This is a genomic window from Streptomyces sp. NRRL F-5755 (genome assembly GCF_001279365.1).
GTDB classification, from domain to species: Bacteria; Actinomycetota; Actinomycetes; order Streptomycetales; family Streptomycetaceae; genus Streptomyces; species Streptomyces rimosus.
The window spans coordinates 1-3,384 of the sequence record NZ_LGCW01000122.1 but is presented as its reverse complement, the minus strand read 5'-3'; the positions used below and the strand labels follow the sequence as shown (position 1 = coordinate 3,384).

The following is a 3,384-nucleotide window of genomic DNA, read 5'->3' as shown; positions in this document are numbered from 1 at the left end:
CACCTCACCGCCCCGCACCCTCCTCACCCACACCCGCCCCGACCCCCATCCCAAAGAATCGTTCCGCCAACGGATGGGCGCCGCGTGCGGGCAGGGCCAGGCGGACGGGCACCGGCGGTGCGTTCTTCAGGCGTACGAAGCGGATGCCCGGGTGGGTGTGCCGGTGGGCCACCTCCTGCGGCGCCACCCCCACCCCGTGCCCGGCGGCCACCGCCTCCAGCCACTCGTCGAAATTGTCCGCAGTACAGGCAAGTCGCGGCCGACGCTCCTCGGGCCACAGTTCGGGACGGGTGCTGCCGGTGACGGTGTTCACCACGAGCGGGTGGTCCGCCAGCTCACCCCAGTCCAGTACGCGGCGGCGCGCCAGGGGCGCGGCCGCGCCGAGCCGGCCGACGGCGGCGACCCGCGGCTCGTACAGCAGCACCCGGGTACGGACATCCGCGTCCGGCGGGGCGTCCCCGCGCAGCACCGCGATGTCCGACTCACCGGTGTCCAGCCCCGCCAGCGGCGTGTCCCGGCGCACCAGCCGCACCCCGGCCCCGGTCGCCGCCTCGAACGCCGCGTTCAGCCCGGCACAGGCGGCGGGCAGCAGCGAGGTGAAACCGAGCCGCAACAGGGGCTGCCCACCGGGCGCCCGCAGCGCGGCGGCCAGGCGGGGCAGCAGCGGCGCCAGCTCCGCATAGAGGCGACGCCCGTCGTCGGTCAGCTCGACCCGCCGGGTGGTGCGGTCCAGCAGCCGGGTGGCGAGGACCTCCTCCAGCGCCCGTACGGTCCGGGTCAGCGCCGGCTGCCCGACCCGCAGCCGATCAGCGGCATACGTAAAGCTCCGCTCCTCGGCCACGGCCATGAAGGCCCGCAGGTGCCGCAGCTCGACACCGTCGAGGCCGTCCGCACCTCGGGGTCCGACCGGGGCCGGGTCCGCGTTCACCGTCTCGTCCATGACGTGTTTCCCCCTCCGCTGGAACGGTCCCGCACTCATCCGCAGCTGCTCCTGTCGAGCACGCATGCCTTTGTGCGGGCCACCTTCCCGAACATCTGGAGGGTGCTTCGACTTCCCGGACTCCCGGGCCTTCCCGGGCCGGCTTGGGCGAGTGGTCAGCCCAGCGCCTTTTCCCCGATTTCCTCGATGGCTTCAAAGATGTCCGCATCGGTCTCCTGCTGCCAGACCGGGAGATCCGGCCAGTCGGCCACATAGCCGGGCTTCGGGTCCTCGAAGTGCTTGAACATCTGGGCCGTCCAGCAGATCGCGACGAACCGGCCCTTCTGCTCGCGCGACAGTTTCGACGTACGGCCGCCGCTGACCTCGACGAATCGGCGCACCTGCTCGTAGACGGCCCCAGCGGCATCGCGTTCCCATTGCGGTGTGTCATCCCACGGAGTGACGTAGCCCGCCTTGGGCTCCCCGGGGAAATGCCGACGCACTCCCGCGATCCAGGCTTCCCGGAACAGTCGTGCACCTTCGGTCTGCGACATGCCAACCCCTCTAGTCACGGTGTGCTCAGCCTGGCAATCTCCGCCCCCAGCTCCGTTACACGGTGATCGCGGTGCAAGGGGCCGAATGCGTCACACAGGGCTCGGAGTCTACGGGCGACATAGCCGGACGATGAGGCTCGCGCCAGGTCGAGGGCTTCGCGGCCGTACGCGACGGCCTGTTCCGCATTCCGGCGCTTTGCGGCGATGACTGCCAGTCCGGTCAGCGCTGCGCCTCTGCGCCGGTACGACTGTCCGGAAGCCAGAGCTGTCTGCCCCAGCGCGCCCTGCAGAGCCTCCTCCGCGCGGTCGAGGCGGCCGAGCTGGACGTAGCGTGCTCCTCGCTCTTCCTCCAGGCGCGCACCGTCGAACCGAAGCCATCCGCCGTTGGTGCTGTCCCCGGTGAGGTCACGGACGGTTTCGGCCCGGCCCATCGCACGTTCGCACGCGTCCAGATCACCGAGACCGGCGTACGCCTCGGCCTGGACCGACGCGACCCAGTGACGGGTGGAGAGGTCGCTGTCGCCCCTTACGGCGAGCTTTTCGGCCGCGGTGAGCAACTGCGCCGCTTGGCGGTAGCGCTGTTCGGACATCTCCACGTACGCGTGGCGTACGAGGGCGCAGGCCCACAGGTCATACGATCCCGCGTCTTTGCCGACCGACGCTGCGAGCGCATACGAGGTGACGGCGTCGGAGTACCGGTCACCGTCGAACGCCACTTCACCGGCCAGTTGAAAGAGGTCGGCAGCCGCGTTCAGCAGTTGACGGGCGCCACCACGATCTTCCGCGAGAGCCTGCGTCAATGCTGCCAGCTGGTCGCGGACGATGGGGTACACCGAACCTTTGGACCGGGCCATTTGGTAGACCTGCCACAGGTGGCCGTTCATTCTGGCGAAATCGGTGGCCGTTCCGCGGTGGACTGCTTCCGTGAGGGCGTCTGCCTCATCGACCGGCAGAGCGGACAAGGCCCCGCTGACGGTCAGTATGCGAAGGAATTCGCGGCGGATCATTTCGTCGGCATCTCCCGCGTTCGGAGGGGCACCGGTCCGAGGAGGCCCGGTGAATTCCTGTGCTGCCGCTTGTGCCGATGCCAGAAGGCCGTCCAGCTCCGAGAGGCCGATCTCAAGGGCGATCGCCAAACCTCGTCGCTGGGGCGGCTGCGGAGCGATCCTGCCGCTTTCCCAGCGGCAGACCGTCGTGCGGTCCACGCCGAGCAGTTCGGCCAATGTCTCCTGGCTGTGGCCCAGGGCCCTGCGCCGTTCCGCGAGTCCCATGGGGCTCCTCCCTGCGGTCCGGGCTTCGTGGGCGTCCGTGCACGGAGCTGCGTCAAGACTGCCGCATCGATGCCGTGGGTTTTCCCGAACCGGCTGTATTTACTCGGAGTTGCTGCACACGGTGCGGCAAGAAACGGCGAAAGGATCTGTACATGGCAATCCGAAACGTTGCTGAAGGGTGTGAGCCGGAAGGAACCCCGCGAACGCCTGTTTCGAACACCGGGCAGCGTGTGCTGATGACGCTGCGCGTGTCCCGTGACTCCGGGCGCACGTGGGCACGGACCATCGTGGTCCGCGAGGGTGATCCGGTGGTGCTTCTGGAGAGTCCGCAGTATCCGATGTGTGAGTGCCGACGCTGTACCGGCTGTCATATGGCACCTGCACGCTCGCTGCGTCCGGCTCCATGATGCGCTGCACGAGTAGCACGCGGAGGCCCTCTGGGCCGGCTGGCTGGAAACCGAGGCGGAGCTGATGGAGCTGCCCGACTGTGCGGAGACCGGCCCGGGGCCTGATCCGGCGGGGTGCTGCCTCTTCGAAGGTCACGTCGAGCGCCACACCTGGGAAGCGCCTCGCTGGTGACGTAGCCACGACCCCCTCATTCCCCCCAACTCATTTCCCCCCCAACAAAAAAACCCCCCCC

3 protein-coding genes are annotated in these 3,384 nt (G+C 69.0%); all 3 read right to left on the bottom strand.

All coding sequences use genetic code 11. From position 1 onward, the window contains the following. Window positions 1–4 precede the first annotated feature (4 nt). The 3 genes from ADK86_RS14360 to ADK86_RS14350 all read right to left on the bottom strand — a co-directional run bounded on the left by ADK86_RS14360 (window position 5) and on the right by ADK86_RS14350 (window position 2,744). Window positions 5–940 (bottom strand): LysR family transcriptional regulator, encoded by a 936-nt coding sequence (locus ADK86_RS14360; RefSeq protein WP_053696955.1) that lies wholly within the window; start codon window positions 938–940, stop codon window positions 5–7. 155 nt (window positions 941–1,095) lie between these two features. Beyond that, window positions 1,096–1,473, bottom strand: coding sequence for a hypothetical protein (locus tag ADK86_RS14355; protein ID WP_053696954.1), 378 nt, complete (start codon window positions 1,471–1,473; stop codon window positions 1,096–1,098). Window positions 1,474–1,487: 14 nt separating this feature from the next. Further along, window positions 1,488–2,744: a helix-turn-helix transcriptional regulator gene (locus ADK86_RS14350; protein ID WP_053696953.1), complete on the bottom strand. Its 1,257-nt coding sequence runs from the start codon at window positions 2,742–2,744 to the stop codon at window positions 1,488–1,490. Between the last annotated feature and the right edge of the window lie 640 nt (window positions 2,745–3,384).

Bases quoted from the DNA above. Each gene is read 5' to 3' on its own strand.
- ADK86_RS14355 (WP_053696954.1), bottom strand. From the start codon at position 1,473: ATGTCGCAGACCGAAGGTGCACGACTGTTCCGGGAAGCCTGGATCGCG.
- ADK86_RS14350 (WP_053696953.1), bottom strand. From the start codon at position 2,744: ATGGGACTCGCGGAACGGCGCAGGGCCCTGGGCCACAGCCAGGAGACA.
- ADK86_RS14360 (WP_053696955.1), bottom strand. From the start codon at position 940: ATGGACGAGACGGTGAACGCGGACCCGGCCCCGGTCGGACCCCGAGGT.